The sequence below is a fragment of the Stenotrophomonas maltophilia genome (assembly GCF_002799245.1).
Classification (GTDB): Bacteria; Pseudomonadota; Gammaproteobacteria; order Xanthomonadales; family Xanthomonadaceae; genus Stenotrophomonas; species Stenotrophomonas maltophilia_S.
The window spans coordinates 56,305-76,872 of record NZ_NEQV01000001.1; the positions used below are offsets into that span (position 1 = coordinate 56,305).

At 68.5% G+C, this 20,568-nt stretch carries 20 protein-coding genes and 2 tRNA genes; 4 read left to right on the forward strand and 18 right to left on the reverse strand.

Annotation, left to right across the window (positions count from 1 at the left end; translation table 11 throughout):
* Nucleotides 1-6 precede the first annotated feature (6 nt).
* A complete protein-coding gene (locus B9Y64_RS00360; RefSeq protein WP_100439043.1) occupies nucleotides 7-1,146 on the reverse strand; it encodes an ABC transporter permease in 1,140 nt (379 codons plus the stop codon).
* A complete protein-coding gene (locus tag B9Y64_RS00365; protein WP_100439044.1) occupies nucleotides 1,143-2,606 on the reverse strand; it encodes a TolC family protein in 1,464 nt (487 codons plus the stop codon). The genes B9Y64_RS00360 and B9Y64_RS00365 overlap by 4 nt, the downstream gene beginning before the upstream one ends.
* A 190-nt stretch (nucleotides 2,607-2,796) precedes the next feature.
* Here B9Y64_RS00365 and B9Y64_RS00370 point away from each other — a divergent pair, with 190 nt between their 5' ends.
* A complete protein-coding gene (locus B9Y64_RS00370) occupies nucleotides 2,797-3,141 on the forward strand; it encodes a hypothetical protein (protein ID WP_238379823.1) in 345 nt (114 codons plus the stop codon).
* Nucleotides 3,142-3,208: 67 nt separating this feature from the next.
* Here B9Y64_RS00370 and B9Y64_RS00375 read toward each other — a convergent pair.
* The 15 genes from B9Y64_RS00375 to B9Y64_RS00445 form a co-directional block, all read right to left on the reverse strand.
* Nucleotides 3,209-3,284 (reverse strand) — tRNA-Gly (locus tag B9Y64_RS00375).
* A gap of 115 nt (nucleotides 3,285-3,399) precedes the next feature.
* Entirely contained in the window at nucleotides 3,400-4,506 is a 1,107-nt protein-coding gene (locus B9Y64_RS00380; RefSeq protein ID WP_100439046.1) for an NAD(P)/FAD-dependent oxidoreductase, read from the reverse strand.
* A gap of 138 nt (nucleotides 4,507-4,644) precedes the next feature.
* A tRNA-Gly gene (locus tag B9Y64_RS00385) sits at nucleotides 4,645-4,720 on the reverse strand.
* Nucleotides 4,721-4,920: 200 nt separating this feature from the next.
* Nucleotides 4,921-5,547: a CDP-diacylglycerol--glycerol-3-phosphate 3-phosphatidyltransferase gene (gene pgsA / locus B9Y64_RS00390; protein ID WP_012510614.1), complete on the reverse strand. Its 627-nt coding sequence runs from the start codon at nucleotides 5,545-5,547 to the stop codon at nucleotides 4,921-4,923.
* An 18-nt stretch (nucleotides 5,548-5,565) separates the two neighbouring features.
* Nucleotides 5,566-7,410, reverse strand: a complete 1,845-nt coding sequence (uvrC, locus tag B9Y64_RS00395; protein WP_100439047.1) for an excinuclease ABC subunit UvrC — start codon at nucleotides 7,408-7,410, stop codon at nucleotides 5,566-5,568.
* Nucleotides 7,407-8,819 carry a hypothetical protein gene (locus B9Y64_RS00400; protein ID WP_100439048.1) on the reverse strand — a complete coding sequence of 471 codons (1,413 nt, stop codon included), beginning with the start codon at nucleotides 8,817-8,819 and terminating at the stop codon, nucleotides 7,407-7,409. Before B9Y64_RS00400 ends, uvrC begins: the two co-directional genes overlap by 4 nt.
* Nucleotides 8,816-9,304 carry a low molecular weight protein-tyrosine-phosphatase gene (locus tag B9Y64_RS00405; protein WP_100439049.1) on the reverse strand — a complete coding sequence of 163 codons (489 nt, stop codon included), beginning with the start codon at nucleotides 9,302-9,304 and terminating at the stop codon, nucleotides 8,816-8,818. The genes B9Y64_RS00400 and B9Y64_RS00405 overlap by 4 nt, the downstream gene beginning before the upstream one ends.
* Nucleotides 9,301-10,074, reverse strand: a complete 774-nt coding sequence (kdsB, locus tag B9Y64_RS00410; RefSeq protein ID WP_100439050.1) for a 3-deoxy-manno-octulosonate cytidylyltransferase — start codon at nucleotides 10,072-10,074, stop codon at nucleotides 9,301-9,303. Before kdsB ends, B9Y64_RS00405 begins: the two co-directional genes overlap by 4 nt.
* Before the next feature lie 75 nt (nucleotides 10,075-10,149).
* A complete protein-coding gene (gene lpxK, locus B9Y64_RS00415; protein ID WP_100439051.1) occupies nucleotides 10,150-11,169 on the reverse strand; it encodes a tetraacyldisaccharide 4'-kinase in 1,020 nt (339 codons plus the stop codon).
* Entirely contained in the window at nucleotides 11,169-12,917 is a 1,749-nt protein-coding gene (gene msbA, locus B9Y64_RS00420) for a lipid A export permease/ATP-binding protein MsbA (RefSeq protein ID WP_100439052.1), read from the reverse strand. The genes lpxK and msbA overlap by 1 nt, the downstream gene beginning before the upstream one ends.
* Nucleotides 12,914-13,336: an ExbD/TolR family protein gene (locus B9Y64_RS00425; protein WP_014036620.1), complete on the reverse strand. Its 423-nt coding sequence runs from the start codon at nucleotides 13,334-13,336 to the stop codon at nucleotides 12,914-12,916. Before B9Y64_RS00425 ends, msbA begins: the two co-directional genes overlap by 4 nt.
* Nucleotides 13,337-13,339: 3 nt before the next feature.
* Nucleotides 13,340-14,002: a MotA/TolQ/ExbB proton channel family protein gene (locus tag B9Y64_RS00430; RefSeq protein WP_049399930.1), complete on the reverse strand. Its 663-nt coding sequence runs from the start codon at nucleotides 14,000-14,002 to the stop codon at nucleotides 13,340-13,342.
* Nucleotides 14,003-14,005: 3 nt separating this feature from the next.
* On the reverse strand, nucleotides 14,006-16,405 hold the full coding sequence (locus tag B9Y64_RS00435) for a DNA internalization-related competence protein ComEC/Rec2 (RefSeq protein ID WP_100439053.1): 2,400 nt from the start codon (nucleotides 16,403-16,405) through the stop codon (nucleotides 14,006-14,008).
* 58 nt (nucleotides 16,406-16,463) lie between these two features.
* Nucleotides 16,464-17,807 (reverse strand): sensor histidine kinase, encoded by a 1,344-nt coding sequence (locus tag B9Y64_RS00440; RefSeq protein WP_100439054.1) that lies wholly within the window; start codon nucleotides 17,805-17,807, stop codon nucleotides 16,464-16,466.
* A gap of 1 nt (nucleotide 17,808) precedes the next feature.
* Nucleotides 17,809-18,480: a response regulator transcription factor gene (locus tag B9Y64_RS00445; RefSeq protein ID WP_100439055.1), complete on the reverse strand. Its 672-nt coding sequence runs from the start codon at nucleotides 18,478-18,480 to the stop codon at nucleotides 17,809-17,811.
* Nucleotides 18,481-18,625: 145 nt separating this feature from the next.
* On the opposite strand from B9Y64_RS00445, the gene B9Y64_RS00450 reads away from it, so the two are divergent.
* Together B9Y64_RS00450 and B9Y64_RS00455 are read left to right on the forward strand one after the other, a co-directional pair.
* Nucleotides 18,626-19,393, forward strand: a complete 768-nt coding sequence (locus tag B9Y64_RS00450; RefSeq protein WP_100439056.1) for a MipA/OmpV family protein — start codon at nucleotides 18,626-18,628, stop codon at nucleotides 19,391-19,393.
* 30 nt (nucleotides 19,394-19,423) lie between these two features.
* Entirely contained in the window at nucleotides 19,424-19,708 is a 285-nt protein-coding gene (locus B9Y64_RS00455) for a hypothetical protein (protein WP_100439057.1), read from the forward strand.
* Between the two features lie 101 nt (nucleotides 19,709-19,809).
* Here B9Y64_RS00455 and B9Y64_RS22115 read toward each other — a convergent pair whose 3' ends face one another.
* Nucleotides 19,810-19,950, reverse strand: coding sequence for a hypothetical protein (locus B9Y64_RS22115; protein ID WP_180886216.1), 141 nt, complete (start codon nucleotides 19,948-19,950; stop codon nucleotides 19,810-19,812).
* Nucleotides 19,951-20,132: 182 nt separating this feature from the next.
* Here B9Y64_RS22115 and B9Y64_RS00460 point away from each other — a divergent pair, with 182 nt between their 5' ends.
* Nucleotides 20,133-20,435 (forward strand): hypothetical protein, encoded by a 303-nt coding sequence (locus B9Y64_RS00460; RefSeq protein ID WP_100439058.1) that lies wholly within the window; start codon nucleotides 20,133-20,135, stop codon nucleotides 20,433-20,435.
* Nucleotides 20,436-20,568 lie beyond the last annotated feature (133 nt).

A 20,568-nucleotide genomic window follows, 5' to 3' on the forward strand; every position in this document is an offset into this window, starting at 1 on the left:
CGGTCCTCAACGCAGCAGCAACGATGGATCGGAGCGGACGACACTGCGCACCGCCATGATGCTGGACAGCATGGCCATCACCGCGACCAGCGCCACGCAGCCGAGGATCACCATCGGCGTCAGCTGCACCGGCACGCGCTGGGTCTGCGCGATCAACAGCACCGCGGTGCTGAACGCCGCCGCCAGCAACATGCCCACGCCGCCGATCAGCAATGCCTGCTCGAACACCACCCTTGCCAGCGCATAGCGGCCCGCACCGAGTGCATTGAGCGTGGCGTACTCGCGCACCGAACCGGCCACCACCGAGGCGAACGACTGGTTGGTGATCACCGCACCGACGAAGCAGACGATGACGGCCATGAACAACACGGCGATACCTGCGCCGGTATCGAAGAGCCAGTATTGCTGCGAGCGGCTGGCAAACTCCGGCGCGGTCCAGAACTCGACCGGTGTGGCCCGGCCCATCGACGCGGCCAGGCGGTCACGCACGCGATCAGCCAGCTCCGGCGAGCGCAGGCCCGCCACGAAATAGGTACTGCCCTCGTGCGGATCGGTGCCGGCGATGGCGCGTGCGGTATCCAGCGACGCCAGCACGTTGACCCCACCGAGGCCACGCAGCCCAGGCTGCGCTGCGACCACGCGCACCGCCTTGCCGTTGATCCACGCACGGTTGTTCTGCAGGTCCACGCCCAGCGTATCCAGGTCGGCGCTGTCGACAATCACCGCACCGGGTTCACGCAGCTGCGCGCGCAGGTCGGCAGGCAGGATCCGCGCGAACATCATCGCGTCGTCGCGGGTGGAGATGCCGGACAGATACACCGACACGTTGCCGGTGCCCTGCGCGCTGGAACGCCACTCTCCATCGACCCATTCGTAGGGTTCGACGCGGGTGACATCCGGGTCCATGCGCAGGTGGCTTTCGACATCCGCGCTGATCGCATGCCCGTAGTTGACGCTCTGGGTGCCGGGGAAACCAGCCCAGATATCGGCTGAGGATGCCTTCACGTAGATCGCGGCGGTACCAAAGATGCCCAGCACCAGCGCCGCCTGCACGATCAGCAGCACACCAGCAAAGCACATCGCCAGCACCACCGGCAGGAACCGGCGCCACTCATAGGCCAGGGTCTTGCGGGCCAGCGCGATCATTGCGATTCGCCCTCACCCTCGGCAGGCAGCGGGGCGCCACCGAGGGCGCGGTACAGCGACGCAAAAGCCAGTACGCGCGCACCCTGCGCTCCGATCAGGTCGGCCTGCGAGGCGAGTGCGGCACGCTGCGTGTCGAGCCCGTCGAATTCGCTGGACAGGCCCAGCTGCACCTGCCGCGCTTGCCGCTTGAGCTGCTGGCCGGCGGCGGCGTCGGCCGCGCGCAGCGACTGGATGCTGCTGTTCTGCCGCGCCAGGCTGCCGAGCGCGCCTTCCACTTCGCTCACGCCTTCCAGCACGGCCTTGCGGTAGCCGAGCAATGCGGCATCCAGTTGTTTCTCGTCGGCATGGAAGCGCGCGCGGCGCTGGCCCCAGTCCCACAGCGGAATATCGATGTACGGGCCGATCGACGGGCTGGAATCGGAATTGGAGCGGGCGTTCTGGGTGAGGTTGTAGGCGTACAGGATGGAGCCGCCAAGGCTGACCCTCGGATACATCGCTGCACGCGCCGAACCCTTGCTGGCCGCAGCCTGCATCACCTCTGATTCCGCCAGCAGGATCTGCGGGCGGTGGCGCAGCAGATCGGCCGGGACCTGTTGCAGCGAGAACGCGCCCAGGGTGGGTGGAGTGCGATATGCGCGCCAGGCCGGATCCGGACCGTCACGACCCAGCAGCAGCGCCAGCGCGCGGGCCGCGCTGTCCGCATTCTCGCGGGCCTGCGCCGTGGCTGCACGGGTCGCTGCCTGGCGCGCACGCAGGCGTTCCAGCTCGCCCGGCTCATCCAGGCGCAGGCGCTGGCGGACCCGCGCCAGTTGTTCGCCGCGGTCGTCCACGGCCTGCTGCCGGGCCAGCAGGTCCTGCTGGGACTGCGCCACGGTCAGGTCCAGATAGCTGCGCACCACATCGGCGATCACCGCCACCTGCGCAGCACTGCGCAGGGCCTCGGCATTGCCGGCCGAAGCCTGCGCGCTCAACTGCGCGCTTTCGGCGGCGCCGAACAGGCCCAGGTCCCAGATCGCTTCAATGCCCGCATGGAAGTAGGTATCGACCGCAGCAGCATCCTGCACCTGCTTGGCGCTGGCCGAGATCTCCGGCAGGAACCGTGAGTCGGACGTGCCGGCGACGATCCGCACCGCCTGCAGGCGCAGCGTGGCTTGCTGGAGGTCGAGATTGCCGGCGATGGCCTGGTTGACCAGGCCGTCCAGCGCCGGGTCGGACAACACTTTCCACCACTGCCTGGCGTCCACCGCCACGCCCTGGCCCTGCGGCACCTGGGTCCAGGTGCTGGGCGTGCGATCAGGCAGGTCCGGAACCGGCACCGACATGCAGCCAGCCAGGGCCAGGCTCGCGAACAGCGCGCAGGGGCGCAGTACTGCCTGCAGGGGGAATCCGCGCCCGGTCCTGGGCACTGCCACTGAAGTGATACGCCTGACCACCAGCCCGCCAACGTGTAGAAGGAGCATGAAGGCTACCGTGCGATTGTGGAGCGAACATGGAGAATTGGTCCGAAAAAGGTCACAACACGCGTGCGGTTCAGGCAACGCTGACCCAGCCTTTCACTACGCTTTCAATGTGTTCCCGGGACGGAACACTGGATGCTTTTCACTGCGTACGTCACATTGCGGCACTGTCCTGCCCCGATGCCGCCTGCCCGTGAATCGTCCCCGCCGCTGGCTGATGACTGCCTCGATCACAACACTGATTGTCGGTGCGCCCGTTGTCGCGCTGACCACCCCACTGGCCTCGAACGCGCTGCTGCTGCTGGAACGCAGCAACTTCATTCCCGCCGAATCCTCGATCCTCACCTTCGAGCCGTATGCGATCAACGAAGGTTCGTCGAACTACTGGCTGTACGCAATGGATCGAACCTACTACTACCACTTCACCTACGAAGTTGACGTCCCCTACGTCTACATCCCGCAGGACAACCGCTGCCCCGGCTTCGACCGGCACGATGCCCGGACCTGGTGCAGCGCCCTGCCCGGCAAGGCACGCTAGCGCGGCGGTGGTGCAACCGGTGTGACAAACGAAAAACGCCCCCTTGCGGGAGCGTTTTTCTTGAATCTGGAGCGGGAAACGAGACTCGAACTCGCGACCTCAACCTTGGCAAGGTTGCGCTCTACCAACTGAGCTATTCCCGCAGATTTCGTTCGACCTGCGTCGAAGGAGCGCTATTGTGTCGATATTGCTGCACGGCGTCAACAGGAATTTTTGCCTGCTGTGCAGGCCGGCGTTCAGGCCTCCAGGGCGGGGACCTCAGGTCCGCAGGCCGCGCCGGTGGAAGTAGACCTGCTCGGCGATGCGCCGCGTGGCAGCCGTGTGCAGCAGCGCGTTGAGCGGCCAGTCGGCCTGCAGATGATCCATCGCCCAACGCAGCAGGCGCTTGCCACGGAATGCCGGCGCCACCTGCCGCGCCACCCGCTCCGGCTGCGTACCGGTGCCACGCAGGTGGCGGCCAATGGCATCGCCGACCGCCCAGCCATGCCGCCACGAGGAGTGGATGCCCCCGGCGGACAGCGGCGAGACGATGCCCGCCGCGTCGCCGGTCAGGATCACGCGTTGGCCGGTGATCGGCCCCTCTGGCCGGCCACAGGGCACCAGGCCGGCGCGGGTGGCCGAGGGACGCGCCGAACGCGGAATGCCGACCACGTCGCGCACGTGGTCGAGGAAACCATCAATGTCCGGCGGCCGCACCCGTTGCGGATCGTGACGCAGCGCCAATCCGACCTGCAGCCCGGTCGGATTCTGCGCGACCCAGCCGATGTAGCCCGGCGCGTAGCGCTTGCTGACGAAGCAATGCAACGCGTCGCCCTGCGGCAACTGCAGGCCGGCAAACTCGCGCTCGACGCCGTAGAGAGTGTCACGCACCTGGCCGAGGCCGGTTCGCACGGCCACGCGTGAGCGCGCACCATCGGCGCCGACCAGATAGGCGCACCGCCCTGCCCCTTCCACCTGCCAGCCGTCACCACTGCGATGGGCGTCGGTGAAGGACTGCTGCAGGCGCAGGTCGACACCACTGGCAATCAGTTCGCTGGCCAGCCAACGCATCAGGTTCGGCGTATCGGTGGTGAGGAAGTAGTAGCCCGGTGCGGCCAGCACCACGCTGCGCAGGTTGGGCGCGTACAGGCGCACGTTCGCGACGCGCTGCAGCAGATGTCCGGGCATGCGCCCCAGCCAGGCCTGCTCCATCGCTTCCTTCACCACGATGCCGGTGGTGTGCAGGCGTTCGCCCGGGTCGGCCTTGCGTTCAAGCACGCAGACGCGCAGGCCGTACTGGGCAGCGGCCAGTGCACAGGCGGCACCGGCGAAGCTGGCGCCGGCGATGACCACATCATGGTCGTGCGCGGAGGGAGTGTGAGGCATTGCTGCATCGCCCTGGAGGAACGGAGATGCAGCTTCGGACCGCCGCGTGGCGAGGCGAAGAAGTGGCGGTGAAGTGGGGATGAAGCGGGAAACAGGCAAACGAAAAACGCCCCCTTGCGGGAGCGTTCTTCTTGAATCTGGAGCGGGAAACGAGACTCGAACTCGCGACCTCAACCTTGGCAAGGTTGCGCTCTACCAACTGAGCTATTCCCGCTTGGGAGGCGAAATTCTACCTATTCTGGAAATGGCGTCAAGCGCTTTTTTCAGGGCCTGCGCGGCGCCCAGCGCCGCGTATCCACGCATGGCGTGGATCTCCTCCAACGCCCTCACAAATCAGCAGATCCACGCCATGCGTGGAAGGATTCATCGATGGGGGCAGCGCCCGTCCTGCGGGAAGGGATCCGAACCCGGTGCTCAGTTGCCCAGCTTCTTCTGCCGCGCGCGCTCGCGCGCAGCGCGCTCGTCATCGCGCAGGCTCGGCCAGGCGGCATGCAGGTACTGCAGGCCCGACCACAGGGTCAGCACCGCGGCAATCGCCAGGGTCCAGTCGCCGATATGGAACACCGGCCACCCCATCCAGATGTCTTCCACCGGCACGTTCGGGGCCACCGAATACAGCAGGCACAGCAGCGCGACCATCTGCGCGGTGGTCTTGACCTTGCCGATCATCGCCACGCGGACCTTGGCGCGCTGGCCCAGCTCGGCCATCCACTCGCGCAGCGCCGACACCGCGATCTCACGGCCGACGATGACCGCCGCCCAGAACGCCATCCACGGTGTCGGGTGGCCCTGCACGATCAGGAACAGCGCCACCGCCACCATCAGCTTGTCCGCGACCGGGTCGAGGAAGGCACCGAAGGCCGACTCCAGCTGGTAACGGCGTGCGATCCAGCCATCGAGCCAGTCGGTGATCGCGGCCAGGCCGAAGATCGCCGCCGAAGCGAAGTTGGTCCAGGTGTAGGGCAGGTAGAACACCAGCACCAGCACCGGGATCATCACGATCCGCAACAACGTCAGCCAGGTGGGCAGGGTCAACTTCATGCTTGCGTGCTTCTCTCTCTACTCGGCCGCATCAGGCGTGGCCAACCCGTGCAGGTTAGCGTAGATACGTGCCGCGAGGGCGTCATTGATGCCTTCCACCCTGGCGATTTCCGCTTCGCCGGCGGCTTTCAGGCCGACCAGACCGCCGAAATGCTTGAGCAGGCTGGCGCGGCGACGCGGGCCGATACCGGGGATGTCCTCCAGCTTGCTGGTCATCCGCGCCTTCTGGCGGCGGCCGCGGTGGCCGGTGATGGCGAAGCGGTGCGCCTCGTCGCGCACCTGCTGGATGAACTGCAGCGCCGGGTTGGCCGCGCCCGGGCGCAGCTCGCGGCCATCGGGCATCACCAGCGCTTCGTGGCCGGCGCGGCGCTCCACGCCCTTGGCCACGCCCACCAGCAGCACGCCTTCCACGCCCAGGTCGGCCAGTGCGGCCTGCGCCTGGGCCAGCTGGCCGGCGCCACCGTCGATCAGCAGCACGTCCGGCAGCACGCCCTGCTCTTCCACCGCACGGCGGAAGCGGCGGTCGATGGCCTGGCGCATGGCGGCGTAGTCGTCGCCGGGCTCGATGCCGCTGATGTTGAAGCGGCGGTACTGCGCGCGCACCGGGCCGGCGGCATCGAACACCACGCATGAGGCCACGGTGGCCTCGCCCATGGTGTGGCTGATATCGAAACACTCGACACGCTTGACCGGCTCGGCCAGGCCCAGCATGTCGCGCAGTGCATCGCTGCGCGCGTGCTGCGCGTTGCGGCTGTTGAGTTCGGTGGCCAGGGTCAGCTGCGCGTTGCGGCTGGCCAGTTCCACATAGCCGGCGCGTTCGCCGCGCACGTTCCACTTCAGCTGCACCTTGCGCTCAGCCGAGGCCGACAGTGCTGCGACCAGCAGGTCGGCATCAGGAATCTCGCGGTCCAGCAGGATCTCGCGTGGCGGCTCGAATTCGATGTAGTACTGCGAGACGAACGCGGCCAGCACTTCCTCCGGGCTCTCCTCGCCATTGGTGCGCGGGAAGAACGGGCGGGTGCCGAGATTGCGGCCATCACGGAAGGCCAGCAGCAGCACGCAGGCCTGCGACCCCTGCATGGCCACCGCCAGCACGTCCAGGTCGGCGGCGCGGCCATCCACGTACTGGCGGGTCTGCATGCTGCGCAGCGAGGAGATCAGGTCGCGCAGGCGCGCGGCCTGCTCGAACTCCAGCGCCTCGCTGGCGGCCTGCATCTGTTCGCCCAGCTCGCGGGTCAGCTCGTCGCTCTTGCCTTCCAGGAACAGCGCAGCGCGGCGCACCGATTCGGCGTACTCCGGCGCCGGCACCAGCTCCACGCAGGGCGCGCTGCAACGACCGATCTGGTACTGCAGGCACGGCCGCGAGCGGTTGCGGAACACGCTGTCCTCGCAGCTGCGCAGCTTGAACAGCTTGTGCATCAGGTTCAGCGTTTCACGCACTGCGGTCACGCCGGGATACGGCCCGAAATAACGGCCGGGAATGGCACGCGGGCCGCGATGCAGGGCGATGCGCGGCCAGTCCTCGCGGGTCAGCAGCACATGCGGGTAGGTCTTGTCGTCACGCAACGAGACGTTGTAGCGCGGCGACAGCGACTTGATCAGCTGGTTTTCCAGCAGCAACGCCTCGGCTTCCGAGCGCGTCACGGTCACGTCCATCCGCGTGATCTGCGAGATCATCGACATGATCCGCGCGTTTTTCGGGCTGCCGTTGAAATAGCTGCCGACACGGTTGCGCAGCGCGCGCGCCTTGCCCACGTACAGCAGGGTGTCGTCGGCCGCATACATGCGGTACACGCCGGGCGCGGTACTGAGCTGGGCCGCGAAGGCCTTGCCGTCGAAGGCCGGGGCGGGAACGTCGGTCATTCGCTGATCGGGACTTCGCTGAGCACGCCGCTGTCGGGGTCGAATCGAAGCACGGCATGTGCATCGGTCTCGGCGATCCACACCGCACCCGCGCCTACCGCCAGCCCAGCCGGGCCATGCAGGCGGCGCGGCAGCGGCTGGGTGGTCAGTTCACCACCGCCCAGGCGCAGCGTGCGCAGGCGGCCGTTGCCGGTATCGGCGATCCACAGCAGCGGGGCGTCCGCGCTCAATGCGATCGCCTGCGGGAACTGCAGGCTGGCCTGCGTGCGCGGGCCATCTTCACTGCCGAAGCGCCATGGCCCCTGCCCGACCAGCGTCTGTACCAGGTCGCCGCGCAGCTGCAGTGCACGGATCGAGGATCCCAACGCATCGGCGACGTACAGCACCTGCTGCACCACGGCCAGCGCGGTCGGCTGGGCAAAGGCAGCCAGATGGCCGCTGCCATCCCGCTCGTCGATGGAGCCACTGCCGGCGCGCCATTGCAGGCTGCGCTGGCCCAGATGGTAGCTCCAGATACGGTTGTCGCCGGCCATCGCGATGTGCAGCTGGTTGTCGGCGATGGCCAGGCCGACCGGATGATCCAGCGGGACCTGCCGCGCCTGCGCGACCGGGCCTTCCACCGGCGCACCGGGACGCCCGTTGCCACACAACGTGTCGACCATGCCGGTCAGCAGGTTGATACGGCGCACGGCGTGGTTGCCGGTGTCGGCGACGTACAGCGAATCGCGTTCCAGCACCAGCGCCTGCGGGCGGTGGAACGCCGCTTCGGCGAGGTTGCCGTCCATGAAATCGGCGGTGCCGAGGCCGAACTGGCGCAGGATGCGGCCGCCATGGCTGCATTCGAGAATGCGGTGATGGCCGCTGTCGGCGATGTACAGGCGTTCGGTGCTGACCGCCAGTCCCTGCGGAAAGCGCAAGGACTGCCGTGGTTCCGGATGCAGTTCGCTGCCGCCGCGCGGCGGCGCCGAAGGTGCGCCCTGGCACAGCGCGTTCAGGGCGCGCTCCAGTTCACCGGGTGCGCCCTGCCCGACCAGCCGCTGCTGCTCGCGGCCCTGCGCGTCCAGCAGCACCATGGTCGGCCAGGCGGTAACGCCGAAGCGGCGCCAGCCATCCCAGTCGGCATCGAGCAGCACGGGCATGGTCAGGCCCTGGCGCCGCAGCAGCTTCAGCGCGGCACTGGCGTCGCGCTCGAAATCGAAGCGCGGTACCTGCAGCACCAGCGGCTGCAGCTTGCCCGGGTGGCGCGACAGCCATTGGCCGAATTCGGCCAGGCGTTGCGCACTCCAGGCGGAGGCCGCATTGACGAACAGCAGCGCGACCGGCCGGCCGCGCAGTTCGGTCAGGGTGCAGGGGGTGGCATTGAGCCAGGTGGCGAACTCGGGCAGGTCCGGGACGGGCTGGACGTTCATGACCCGATTATGCCGGAGTCGGCGTCATGCAACAGTCGTGCCACCGCACGTTTTGCAGCATCGTCGACCAGCGACCAGACCTGTTCGAAATGATCGCTGCCGCCGGTGTATGGATCGGGGATCGCGACCCGCCCCTGCCCGCCCGACCAGGGCAGGTACAGCGCCAGCCGTTCACGCTGGGCGGCCGACGCCAGGCGCCCGGCATCGCGCAGGTTGGCCTCGTCGGCACACAGGATCCAGTCGAAACGGTCGAAATCCACGGCCTGCAACTGGCGTGCGCGCAGGCCGCCGATGTCCACGCCATGTCCGGCCGCGCAGGCGATCGCACGGCGGTCCGGCGGCTCGCCGACGTGCCAGTCGCCGGTGCCGGCCGAATCAACCTGCACCCGCCCGGCCAGCGGCGAGTCATCCAGCCGTGCGCGCAACGCCCCTTCGGCCATCGGCGAACGGCAGATGTTGCCGAGGCAGACGACCAGCAGCCTCATCGCGCTGCCATCGCCTGCAGCAACCGCTCGGCACGCTCCAGGTCCTCGGGCGTGTCGATGCCCGGCGGGAACGGCTCGGGCGAGATCGCCACGCTGATCGGGTAGCCGGCTTCCAGCACGCGCAGCTGCTCCAGCGACTCGACCTGTTCAAGCTGCCCCGGCGGCATCGCGGCGAACTGCTGCAGGAAACCGGCACGATAGCCGTAGATGCCGATGTGGCGCAGCCAGGCATGGCCTTCCGGCAGCGTGTCCCGGCTGCGTGCGAAACCGTCGCGGTGCCAGGCGATCGGAGCGCGGCTGAAATACATCGCCTCGTTGCGTACGTTGCGTACCAGCTTGACCACGTTCGGGTCGAACAGCGTATGCGCGTCCTCGACGGCAGTGGCCAGCGTCGACATCGGCGCTTTGCCGGCGACCAGCGCATCGGCCACCGCACGGATGCCGGCCGCCGGTGCGAACGGTTCATCGCCCTGCAGGTTGACCACCACCGTGTCATCGGCCCAGCCGGCGATACGCGCGCACTCGGCCAGCCGATCGGTGCCGGAGGCGTGCGTGGCCGCGGTCATCGCCACCTTCACCTCGGCCAGCCCGGACAGCGCATCGGATATGCGCTGATCGTCGGTCGCCACCCAGACCTCGCGGGCACCGGCCTGCAGCGCGCGGCGAGCCACGTGCAGCACCAGCGGCTCGCCGCCCAGCGGGCGCAACGGCTTGCCCGGCAGCCGCGAGGCGGCATGGCGGGCCGGAATGGCGACGACGAATTCGGTCATGCGGGCGGTACTCGGCAGGCTCGTTACAACGGGAATGCGGCCAGCGGCGCGTGAATGCAAGCGCCGCCGCGCCACTCAGTTCGGTCGCAGCTTGTCCAGGCGATCGGTCAACGCCACCCAGAACGCCGCGGGCAACTCGGCGCGCAGCGGCACCGCATAATGCCAGTCGTTGCCGAACGCGCGGCATTTCACCGCGTCCTTCTCGGTCATCAGTACCGGCAGCTGGCTGCCGAAGGACAGGTCCTGCGGCTGGTAGGCCTGATGATCGGCGAACGCGTGCGGCACCACGCCGATCCCGCGCGCGCGCAACATGTCGAAGAAGCGCTGTGGATGGGCGATGCCGGCCACCGCATGCACGCGCTGGCCCATGAAGTACGCCAGCGGACGCGCGCGGCCACCGGCCAGCGGCTGTGCACTGTCGATGTGCAGGGCCATCGGCCACTGGCCGAAACCACAGGCCTGCGCCGCCGTCTCCTCATCGGCCTGGCCGAGGTTGACCACGCGGAAATCACACTCGCTGGCGCGGCTGGCCGGCTCGCGCAACGGCCCGGCCGGAATCATCCGGCCATTGCCGTAGCGACGCTGTGCATCGACCACTTCGATCTCGATGTCACGCGCCAGGCGGTAGTGCTGCAGGCCGTCGTCACAGACGATCACATCGCAACCGGCCTCGATCAGCGCCTTGCCGGCGGCGACCCGGTCGCGGTCCACGCGCACCGGCACGCCGGTCTTCCAGGCGATCAGCACCGGCTCGTCACCGCCCTTGGCGGTCGGCGTGTCGGCCTGTACCCACAGCGGTTTGTCGGCGTCTTCGCGGCCATAGCCGCGGCTGGCCACGCCTGGCTTCCAGCCGGCCGCGCGCAGGCGCTCGACCAGGGCAATGGTCAGCGGCGTCTTGCCGGTCCCCCCCGCAGTGATGTTGCCGACCACGATGACCGGTACCGGCAACGAATGGCGCCTGCACCAGCCACGCCGATAGGCGCGCCGGCGCAGCGCGGTGACACCCGCGTACAGCGGTGCCAGCAGTCGCATCGTCCACGGAACCGGGCTGCCGTCGTACCAGTACGGCGGGGTCTGGGTACCCTTGCCGGCCATCAGTCCTGCCTTTCGCGGAACTGCATGCTGTGCAGGTGCTGGTACAGGCCACCCAGTTCGAGCAGCTCCCTGTGGGTGCCGCGCTCAACGATGCGGCCATGGTCCATCACCAGCACCTGGTCGGCATGCTCGATGGTCGACAGGCGGTGCGCGATCACCAGCGTGGTGCGTTCCGGCATCAGGCGCTGCAGTGCATCCTGCACCAGGCGCTCGGATTCGTTGTCCAGCGCCGCAGTGGCTTCATCGAGGATCAGGATCGGGGCATCGCGCAGGATCGCGCGGGCAATCGCCAGGCGCTGGCGCTGGCCACCGGACAGCAGCGCGCCGTTCTCGCCTACCGGGGTCTGCAGCTGTTGCGGCATGCGTGCGATGAACTCCCAGGCGTTGGCGGCTTCGGCCGCCGCGCGGATCTGCTCGTCGGTCGCTTCCATGCCATAGGCGATGTTGGCGGCGATGGTGTCATCGAACAGCATGACCTTCTGCCCGACCATCGCCACCTGCCGGCGCAGGTCGGCCAGCGGGTAGTCGTCCAGGGCCACGCCATCGAGGGTGATGACGCCGCCACTGGGCTCGTAGAAACGTGGCACCAGCCGGATCAGGCTGGTCTTGCCGCTGCCGGAACGGCCGACAATGGCCGTCACCGTGCCCGGCCTGGCAACGAAACTGATGTCGTCCAGGGCGATGCCGCTGTCTTCGCGGTAGCGCAGCATGACGTGGTCGAACGCCAGTTCACCGCGCACGCGCTGCACGCGGTGCTGGCCCTCATCGCGCTCCACCGGCATGTCGATGATGCCGAACAGGCGCTCGGCGGCGGAAACACCGCGCGAAATCGATGTCTGTACGCTGGTCAGGCGGCGCAGCGAAGGAATGATGGCCATCATCGAGGTCATCAGGCCCATGAACTGGCCGGCATTGAGGCGGCCCGCCAGTGCTTCGCGGGTCGACACCCAGACGATCACCGCCAGCGCCAGTGCGGCCAGGAACTGCACCACGCTGGAGGCAGCCGCGCGGGTGACCTCGACCTTCATGTTCAGCGCCAGCATCCGGTTGGCCAGGCGCGAGTAGCGCGAGATCTCGTGCTGCTGGGTGCCATGCACCTTCACTTCCTGCTGCGCGGCCAGCGACTGCTCGGCGGTCTGCGCCATGGTGCCCATGCCGTCCTGGATGCCGCGGCTGATGCGCCGGTAGCGCTTGCCGACGTAGGACACGATCACGCCGATCAGCGGCACCACCACCAGCATCGCCAGGGTGACCTTGACGCTCATCTGCAGCATCACCGCCAGCATTGCGATGATGGTGAGGGTATCGGCCACCACGGTCTTCAGCGCGTCGGCGCTGGCCTGGGTGACCTGCTCGGTGTCGAAGTTCAGGCGGCTGACCATCACCGGCGTCGCTTCGGTATCGAAGTGCGACGACGGCAGGTGAAGGTACTTCTGCAGCACCTGCTCACGCAGGTCGCGGACCACGCTGCGGCCGGTCTTGGCCAGCGTGTAGTCGCTGACCCAGGTGGCCACGCTGCGCATCAGGAACAGGCCGAGGATGGTCAGCGGCAGCACCACGGCCGCGCGCGGCTGCGGATCGACGAAGCCTTCGTTGACCAGAGGCTCCATCAGTTTGGTGAAGTGGTAGCCGGCCAGGGCTTCGACCACCATGGCGATGACCGCGCCCACCATGAACACCCAGTAGGTGCGGGTGTAGCCCAGCAGACGTTTGTAGATCGGCCACACCGGCGCGTGATGGGAACTCATGGACGCACCTCTGGCGCAGTTGCAATGGCGATACGACGGAAACCGAGCTGACCGAGCGCGTCCTGCGCAGTCACCACGGCCTGGTAGGGAGTGCGCGCGTCGGCGCGCAGCAGCACAGGCTGGCTGCGGTCACTGCCGGCGACGGCGGCGATGGTCTGCTTGACCGACTCGACGTCACTGCGCAGCACTTCCTGGTCATTGATGAAATAACGGCCTTCGGCGTTGATCAGCACGCTGAGCGAACGCGGCGGCTCGTTGTTGGGCTGCTGGCTGGCGGTAGGCAGCTGCACCTGCAGCGTCGAGCGCGCATCGAAGGTGGTGGTGACCACGAAGAAGATGATCAGCACCAGGATGACGTCGATCAACGGGACCAGATCGATATGCGGCTCATCCTGGGATCGGTCATTGCCGATACGCATCGATCAGGCCTTCGCCGTGGCGGCGTTGGCCGGGCGCGCGGCCGGGGCCGGGTTCAATACCCCCGGGCGGCCGTCGAGCGTGTCCAGCAGGGCGCTGGCTTCCTGCTCCATCTCCACCACATAGCCATGGATGCGGCCCTTGAAGTAGCGATGGAACATCAGCGCCGGGATGGCCACGATCATGCCGGTGGCGGTGCATACCAGCGCCTTGCCGATGCCGCCGGCCAGCTGGTTCACGTCACCCACGCCATGGTCGAGGATGCCCAGGAACATCTGGATCATGCCGATCACCGTGCCCAGCAGGCCCAGCAGCGGGCCCGCCGAGGCAATGGTGCCCAGTGCGTTGAGGAAGCGCTCCATGCGGTGCACCAGGTGACGGCCGGTGTCTTCGATGCGCTCGCGGATCTGGTCGCGCGGGCGGTTGCGGGCTTCCAGCGCAGCCGCCAGCAATGCGCCCAGCGGCGAGTTGGCGCGCAGGGTCTGCAGGTGCGCCGGGTCAAGCTTGCCGCGTGCCGCCCAGTTGCGCACTTCCTGGCCGAGGCCGGGCGGCAGCACCTCCGTTCGCCGCAGGGACCAGAAACGCTCCAGGATGATCGCCAAAGCCAGTACGCCCAACAGCAGCAGCGGCACCATCGGCCAGCCACCGGCCTTGACCAGTTCCCACACGTTTCAACCCTCCGGCCCAACGGCCGCTTGTTCGATCGGCGATAGGATAGCAGCCGACCGCGCCCGCCCAGCGGCATCCCACCACCGGGATGCATGGATACGCTGTTCACGCAGCTGCAGCCCTTGTGCGCCAAGCCATACGCGGATCGCCCCGGACTCCGCGGTGGACACAACCTCGGCGCCCTGCGCCTGCCAGCGCCGGACCACGTCCTGGCGCGGGTGGCCGAAGCGGTTCTGGTGCCCGGCCGAGACCAGCGCCAGCCGGGGTGACACCGCCGCCACCCAGGGCGCGCTGGAGCTGCCGCCGCTGCCATGGTGCGGCACCAGCACCACATCGGCCTTCAGCGCCATCGCAGACGCCCGCAACAGCGTCTGTTCGGCCGGACGGCCGATGTCCCCGGGCAGCAGGACCACGCCATGAGCGCTGGCCACGCGCAGCACGCAACTGTCCTCGTTTTCGGCCCGCTGGCTGCCGGAATCCGGGTGCAGCACCTGGAAATCGACCCCGTCCCAGTGCCAGCGCAGGCCCCGCTGGCAACGCCGGTCCCCGGCGAGCGTACTGCCAGGCGGCACCAGCAATGGCAGCCCCGGCAGCTGGAGGCGCAGGCTCGGCAGGTTGCCCGCATGGTCGAGGTGGTCGTGGCTGATCAGGACCCGGTCAGGCGGCGCCTGGCCCAACGCCCGCAGTGACGGGACCAGGATCCGCTCACTGCCCTCACCTGCGTTCGGCGGCCCCACGTCGTACCAGAGCGCATGCCGCGCGGTGCGCAGCAGCACCGCCGTACCCTGGCCGACGTCGTGCACGAGCAGCTCCAGTTCGCCCTCGGCCGGTCGCTCACGCTGCGGCCACAGCAGCGGCAGGCACAACAGCAGGCCGGCCAGCCCGCCCCCGGCACCACGCGGCAGCAGCCACCAGAACACGCCCAGCAGCGCCGCCGGCACTGCCCAGGCCGGTGCCTCGGCCAACCACCACATCGCCTGCGGATGCGCCGCCAGCGGCTGCAGGGCCTGCCAGCTGATCTCGAACAACCACGCCGCAGCGCGCCACGCCCAGCGCCCGGCCCCGTCATGCAGCACCTGCAGGGCGGTGCCCAGCAGCGACAGGGGTACCACCAGCAACGTCCACCAGGGGATGACCGGCAGGTTCACCAGCGGTCCCAGCCAGGCGGTTCCACCGAACAACGCGATGCCCAGCGGCAACAGGCCGACGCTGGCCACCCCTTGTGCGGCCAGGAACCCGCGCAGGTTGGCGGCCAGCCCGCGCGGACGTCCCTGCGGCAAGCACCACACCAGCCACCACACGCCGCCGAAACTGAGCCAGAAGCCCGCCGACAGCACCGACAGCGGCGCCGGCAGCAGCAGCGCCAGCGCCGCCAGCGCGAGCCCCTGCACGATACCGAGCGGGCGCCGCCCGCTGCGCGCCAGTGCGACCAGCCCGATCATCAGCGCAGTGCGCACAGTCGGCAATTCACTGCCGGCCAGCACCGCATAGCCTGCTGCGGCCAGCGCCGCGGCGCAGGCCGCCGCCTGCGGGCGTGGCCAATGGCGGGCCAGCAGCGGGCACAGCCACCACAGCCCCCGGCACAGCAATGCCCCCAGCCCCGCCACCACCCCGACATGGAACCCGGAAATGGCCACCAGGTGTGTCAGCCCCAGCGCCCGCAACTGATCCCAATCGGTATCGGACAGGCCCCGCGTATCGCCCAATGCAAGCGCCTGCACGAAGCGCGCGGCCGGATGGGCCACCTGCACGGCGATGGCGCTGCTGCTGCGTTCACGCCAGGCCGGCAGGCCCTGCGCGGCCTGCAGCTCACGCGCGCTGGCCGGCGCCCGCACCGTTCCGTTGCCGGATACGCCACGCAGCAGCGCATGACGTTCACTGTCGAATCCACCGGGATTGATCCGCGACCGGGGCGCCCGCACGCGCAGGGCCAGGTGCCACTGCGCACCAGCCATGACCTGATGACGCCCACGCCCGGCGTCGGCGGCAGCGCGGGCAGGCCAGGCATCGTTCCAGGTGACCTGCAGGCGCTTGCCGCGCAGCGATGGCAGTTCGCTGCTCTCACTGACCTGCAGCAGGAAGCGAGTGTACGTGGCTCCGTGGTCCGGCAGATCGATGACCCGGCCACTGACCAGCACATCCCGCGCGGGCTGGCCCGGCGGAAGCTGGTCCTGCAATGCCCAATGCCCATGTATCGCCGTCCATCCGACAGCGAACAGCACGACCGCCGGCAGGCGCCCGCGCCAACGCAGGCCCCACCCTGCCATGCCAAGCACGATCATCACTGTGCAGACCCACAACGGCGGCAGCTGTGGCAGCTGCACGCAGGCCAGCGCTCCCAGTGTCAGCGCTGCAGCGGAGCCACTGCCCAGCAGGGGAGACGGGGAACGCTCGGCGGCCATGAAGCCAGCCTGCCGCCGTCGCCCGCAGGCTGCTATCGGGACTTGCCCCGAAGATGGGTCAGCGGCGGACGCTGCCGCGATGGAAATTGACCCGGAAGCTCGCGCCGCCCCCCGGGGCCTCGCCGACACTGACCGAGCCACCGTGGTGCTGCACGATTTCCTTCACCAGGTGCAGGCCCAGGCCACTGCCGCTGCCGGCCGCGCGCAGGCGATGGAACGGCTCGAAGATCGCCTCGCGGTCGCCTACCGGAATGCCCGCACCCTGGTCGCTGACTTCCAGCAACCCGCGCGTGTCCAAGCGCACGCAGATGGTGCCACGGCCACCGCCATGCACGATCGCGTTGTGTACCAGGTTGGCAATCACCCGTCCCAGCGCCAGGCTGTCGCCGTGGATCCACACCGGCGCCTCCGGCGCATCCACTTCGAATCCATAACCGGCACCCACCACCAACGGCGCCAGGTCCGCAGCGGCCTCACGCACCAGCAGGGCCAGGTCCAGCCGCTGCAATGCGCCGACATTGCGGTCAAGCCGTTGCAGATCGAGCAGGTGCTCGGCAACATTGCCCAGCCGCGCCACGTCGGTCAGCAGCTGCGATTTCAGCTCGCCCTGCGGCAGCTGCGACAGGCGCGCCTGCACCACGGCGATCGGCACGCGCAGTTCGTGCGCCGCGTCGGCGAGGAACTTGTCGCGCGCAGCGTAGCCCTGCTGCACCTTGTCGATGGCGTCGTTGAATGCTTCCACCAGCGGCGCCACTTCCGTGGAAACCAGCTGCGCATCCAGGCGCGCACCGGGCTGGCCGATGTCCAGCTCCTTGGCCTGCTGCGCGGAACGGCGCACGCCACGCATCGCACGGTGGATCACGGTCGGCATCACCAGCAGGGTGACCACGATCAATGGCAGGAAGAACCACAGGCCGATCAAGCGCAGCACCATCAGCGCACCGTCCAGCAGCCCGCCCTTGGGTGCGCCACCGACCATCACGGTGATGCGGCGTCCATCCTCGTTGCGGATCATCACCCGTGCCACATCCAGGTAGGGCGGCGCCAGCGAACCCAGTTCGGTGGCGCCCACGGTGGGCAGTCGTGCGAGCAGCGGCGCGTGGATCGCAGGGATGGTGCCGCGCTCCAGCCACATGCCCTTGTCGTCCACCGCGGCAAACCAGAGATTTCCCCCGGCATTGGCATCGAGCTTGTCCCAGCGCGCCTGGTCCAGCACCAGCCGGCCGCCTTCGCTGTGCACCGCCTTGGCCACCGCCTCGGCAACGAACATGTCCATGCCCCAGGAGTCCTTGTCACCCCAGGTCAGGATCAGCGCGACCACCGCGAACAGTACGGTGAAGGCCTGCGCCAGGAACAGGCGCCACGCCAGGCCAAGCGTGATCGAACGGATCGGACGGGCCATCTCAGGCCTCCGCCAGCAGGTAGCCGACGCCGCGGATCACGTGGATCTCCACACCGGCCCCGGCCTGCTGCAGCGCCTTGCGCAGCTTGGAGATATGCGCATCGAGCGCATTGGATTGGATCTCATCGTCGAACCCGTACACCGCCGCCTCCAGCGCACTGCGGGTGACCGTGCGGCCCTGCCGCATCGCCAGCGCCTGCAGCACCAGCACCTGCCGCCGAGGCAGCGCCAATGGCAGGCCCTCCACCTGTGCCTGCAGCGATTCGAAATCGAACTCGAGCCGCCCCAGCCGCAGGCTTGGCGTCACCATCGCCGAAGGCCTGCGCGATACGGCGCGGATGCGCGCCATCAGCTCTTCGATGGCCACCGGCTTGACCAGATAGTCATCGGCACCGACGTCCAGGCCTTCGACCTTGTCCGACAGCGTGCCCTTGGCGGTCAGCATGATCACGGCCAGGTTCGGCCGCAGCGCACGCGCCGTCGCCACGAATCCGGCGCCATCGCCGTCGGGCAGCTGGCGATCAAGCAGCAGCAGCTGGTGCACCGGTTCGCGCAATGCAAGCGCGGCCTCGGCCAGGCTGCCGACCACGTCGGCGACCACGCCCTGCCGCTCCAGGCCCGATTGCAGGGCGCGGGACAGATCAGGATCGTCTTCGACCAGGAGGATGCGCATCAGGAACTCGTCTACCGGAAACGCTGCCGATCATAGTGCCTGGCGCCGTGGTTTTGCGCCCATGCATGCCGATCGCGCCGGCGCAATGTTCTGACAATGTTGCCCCGTCACCATGCCCAGCCATCCCCTGCAAAGTGGCTGATCGATGCCGTCGCTGTCCCCGACCCTGCTGCGCCCGCTGCTGTTCACCACTGCCCTCGGCGTGCCGTTGCTCACCCACGCTGCCGAGCAGAACCCGGGCGTGCAGGCCGGCATCAGCGCTGGCGCGACCTCCGGCGCGTACGCGCACTATGACGTCAAACCCCTGGTGGTACCGGCCGTTGCCTGGCAGGGCGAGCGTTTCTTCGCCAGCCCCGGCTCGCTGGGCATGTACCTCTACAAGGGCCAGGGACTGCGCCTGTCGGCGGCGGTCACGCCCTACACGCTGCGCTTCAAGACCGACGACGTGAACGACGCACAGCTGCGCCGCCTGCACAGCCGGCAGATGTCGGCCATGGCGGGCATCACCGGTGAGTACAGTGCCGACTGGGGCATGGTCGAGGCCAGCATGATGCGGGAAGTCACCGGTCATGGCGGCGGCTTCGAGTCGCGCCTGCATTACAGCTATCCGATCCAGGCGGGCCGCTTCACCTGGGTGCCGCGGGCGGGTGTGGTGCATTCCAGTTCACGGCTGCTCGACTACTACTACGGCATCAGCGACGAAGAGGCACTGCGCTCGGGCCTTGCCGCCTACCGGCCGGGCAGTACCACCTCGCCAAGCCTGCAGATTGCGGTCAGCACACCGCTGGGTACGAAATGGCGCGCGACCGGCGTGGTGGCCAACCAGTGGTTCGGCGATGCAGTAAAGGACAGCCCGATGGCACGGCGTGGCACGCAGACGTCGGCCTTCATTTCCCTGATGCGCTCGTTCTGAGCGAGCGCCCCCTACGGACAAGGACCCCCCATGGCCTCCGTCTCCCCCACCGCCGAAGCCCACGCGATCCTGCGTGCACCGGACCTGGACAGCGCCGAACGCGCCTATCTGGGACTGATGCCCGACCTTGAACATGTGAATGCACTGGCCCGCCGTGCCGTGGGCCTGTCACGCGTTGCCGACGCGGCACGCGGCTATGCGTTGTCGATGACCCTGGTCGGGCTGCGCCTGCAGGAGCTGGAGATGGGCGAAGCAACAGCCAGGGAACATCGCCAGGCGACTCTGCGCAGCCTGCGCCAGGCCTTCAGCGCCTGACGGCACACGCACGGACGCTGCCGCCGCAGCCTTGCGGTGGCAGCGGGATTCATCGCATCAGCAGGGCCTGCAACCAGGCAGGTACGGCGCGGCAGCGCCGCTCAGCGCAGCGTGGTCCACGCCAGTAGCGCGCACAGGATCGCAACCCAGATCACTGCCTTGAAGGTGCCTTCCAGCATGTTGCCGCCGAACAGGCGTTCCAGCAACGGATTGGGCCTGGACACCGGGACGTGATCGCTCATTCGGCAGCTCCTTGCAGTGATCGCGCAGTTGCGCAGCAGCCCCGAGTCTACGCCTGCACGGCCCGGATTCATCGCCGCCTGCCTGCCTTTGGCGGCGCAATCCCCGCCTTCGTCGCAGGCCGGCTGCGGAGCCCGGCCGGCCATGCCAGCCTGCACGCACTTTCCCGCTGGAGCACCGTGCCATGCCGATGCTTGCCCTGATCCTGCTGTTCTCCAGCCTGTTCGGCGACGGCAGCGGGCCCACCGAGGATGCCCTGCGCAGCCAGATCCTGCGCACCGAGGCGCCACAGGACACGCATGCAGCGCTGCCCCTGCAGCTCTATCACCTGCGCCAGGACCGCGTGCTGCGCCTGGGCAGCCAGCGACCGGCAGACGACCCTGGCGGCAGCCCGCATGCTGCGCTGGCCCGGGTACAGGTGGCGCAGCTGTGGGAACGCGTTGATGGCCATTGGCGGATCCAGCGTTCGATCAGCATCACCCGCTGATTTCAGGCCACTGAACCGCCGCGGATGCGGCTTCACCGGAAGGACGGGCAGCGCCCCCTCCGGAACGAAAAAAGCCGGCCCCAGGGCCGGCTTCCATCGTTTCCACCGCTTCACCGGCAATGCCGGGAGCAGG

Bases quoted from the DNA above. Each gene is read 5' to 3' on its own strand.
- B9Y64_RS00440 (WP_100439054.1), bottom strand. From the start codon at position 17,807: ATGGCCCGTCCGATCCGTTCGATCACGCTTGGCCTGGCGTGGCGCCTG.
- lpxK (WP_100439051.1), bottom strand. From the start codon at position 11,169: ATGGCCGGCAAGGGTACCCAGACCCCGCCGTACTGGTACGACGGCAGC.
- pgsA (WP_012510614.1), bottom strand. From the start codon at position 5,547: ATGAAGTTGACCCTGCCCACCTGGCTGACGTTGTTGCGGATCGTGATG.
- B9Y64_RS00400 (WP_100439048.1), bottom strand. From the start codon at position 8,819: ATGAACGTCCAGCCCGTCCCGGACCTGCCCGAGTTCGCCACCTGGCTC.
- B9Y64_RS00380 (WP_100439046.1), bottom strand. From the start codon at position 4,506: ATGCCTCACACTCCCTCCGCGCACGACCATGATGTGGTCATCGCCGGC.
- B9Y64_RS00425 (WP_014036620.1), bottom strand. From the start codon at position 13,336: ATGCGTATCGGCAATGACCGATCCCAGGATGAGCCGCATATCGATCTG.
- B9Y64_RS00455 (WP_100439057.1), top strand. From the start codon at position 19,424: ATGGCCTCCGTCTCCCCCACCGCCGAAGCCCACGCGATCCTGCGTGCA.
- B9Y64_RS00435 (WP_100439053.1), bottom strand. From the start codon at position 16,405: ATGGCCGCCGAGCGTTCCCCGTCTCCCCTGCTGGGCAGTGGCTCCGCT.
- msbA (WP_100439052.1), bottom strand. From the start codon at position 12,917: ATGAGTTCCCATCACGCGCCGGTGTGGCCGATCTACAAACGTCTGCTG.
- B9Y64_RS00450 (WP_100439056.1), top strand. From the start codon at position 18,626: ATGCCGTCGCTGTCCCCGACCCTGCTGCGCCCGCTGCTGTTCACCACT.
- uvrC (WP_100439047.1), bottom strand. From the start codon at position 7,410: ATGACCGACGTTCCCGCCCCGGCCTTCGACGGCAAGGCCTTCGCGGCC.
- B9Y64_RS00460 (WP_100439058.1), top strand. From the start codon at position 20,133: ATGCCGATGCTTGCCCTGATCCTGCTGTTCTCCAGCCTGTTCGGCGAC.
- B9Y64_RS00365 (WP_100439044.1), bottom strand. From the start codon at position 2,606: ATGCTCCTTCTACACGTTGGCGGGCTGGTGGTCAGGCGTATCACTTCA.
- B9Y64_RS00445 (WP_100439055.1), bottom strand. From the start codon at position 18,480: ATGCGCATCCTCCTGGTCGAAGACGATCCTGATCTGTCCCGCGCCCTG.
- B9Y64_RS22115 (WP_180886216.1), bottom strand. From the start codon at position 19,950: ATGAGCGATCACGTCCCGGTGTCCAGGCCCAATCCGTTGCTGGAACGC.
- B9Y64_RS00405 (WP_100439049.1), bottom strand. From the start codon at position 9,304: ATGAGGCTGCTGGTCGTCTGCCTCGGCAACATCTGCCGTTCGCCGATG.
- B9Y64_RS00360 (WP_100439043.1), bottom strand. From the start codon at position 1,146: ATGATCGCGCTGGCCCGCAAGACCCTGGCCTATGAGTGGCGCCGGTTC.
- kdsB (WP_100439050.1), bottom strand. From the start codon at position 10,074: ATGACCGAATTCGTCGTCGCCATTCCGGCCCGCCATGCCGCCTCGCGG.